This window comes from Pseudomonas gessardii (assembly GCF_001983165.1).
In the GTDB taxonomy this organism is placed as follows: domain Bacteria; phylum Pseudomonadota; class Gammaproteobacteria; order Pseudomonadales; family Pseudomonadaceae; genus Aquipseudomonas; species Aquipseudomonas gessardii.
This window is the reverse complement of the sequence record NZ_MNPU01000143.1, coordinates 1-716: the sequence shown is the minus strand read 5'-3', so window position 1 is coordinate 716 and position 716 is coordinate 1. Positions and strand designations below refer to the sequence as shown.

Sequence of the window (716 nt, the reverse complement as noted above, 5' to 3'; positions counted from 1 at the left end):
GAGCACAAGGTCGGCAGCCTCGCGCTTGAATTCAGGAGTAAAGGAGCGGCGTTGTTTGGTCATCTGACACCTCGATCTGGCGAGCATTCTCGCCTAAATGGGTGTCCGGTTTCATTAGACCACTACATCTTGGATGCATAGAAGTGTCTAAGCAACCATTGCACATTCTTGATATATCCAGCGCCTTGGTATTCCGAGCAGAGCCCTGCGTATACTCGATCACAGAATTTTTCTAAGCACTTCTCGCCAACCAAATCAATCGCCTCTTGAAAACCGCCATACTCTTTAATTAATTTTTTCAGCATCGTCATTGACGTCACTCCCTGATGGTTAATTTGTCGGCTAGATAAAAGCTAAATTCTGAATGCTCTATGAATAAAAATAGCGAAGGTTGAGTGCATTTTTATACATCGCCAGCCAGGTTCGCAATGGGGGCATTTGGCTGTTTTTTGCCTGATACCTAAGGCGGTTAGTCAGGGCGGAGGTATGAATCGAAAGTAGCCCAATGGTACATAAATGGTACGAACTGAAGCTGGGTCAGCTGTAGAGCTTGGTTTTAAAGCGGCGGCGGCAAAAACTGAGTGCAACACCTGACCTTTCCGGTACGGTGCTGCCCTATGTCTTATTCCGAACTCAGCGTTGAAGAGCGTGCCACCATTCAAGTTAGTCATGCCCAAGGCCTCAGCTTGCGCAGGATTGCCTGCTTGATCAACCGA

At 47.5% G+C, this 716-nt stretch carries 2 protein-coding genes; one reads left to right on the top strand and one right to left on the bottom strand.

Annotated elements, in window-relative coordinates; translation table 11 throughout:
* Nucleotides 1–122: 122 nt before the first annotated feature.
* Nucleotides 123–311 (bottom strand): hypothetical protein, encoded by a 189-nt coding sequence (locus BLL38_RS31230; RefSeq protein WP_076965388.1) that lies wholly within the window; start codon nucleotides 309–311, stop codon nucleotides 123–125.
* 306 nt (nucleotides 312–617) lie between these two features.
* On the opposite strand from BLL38_RS31230, the gene BLL38_RS30020 reads away from it, so the two are divergent.
* Nucleotides 618–716, top strand: a 99-nt coding sequence (locus tag BLL38_RS30020; protein ID WP_130898222.1) for a helix-turn-helix domain-containing protein, incomplete at its 3' end; no start/stop codon positions are given.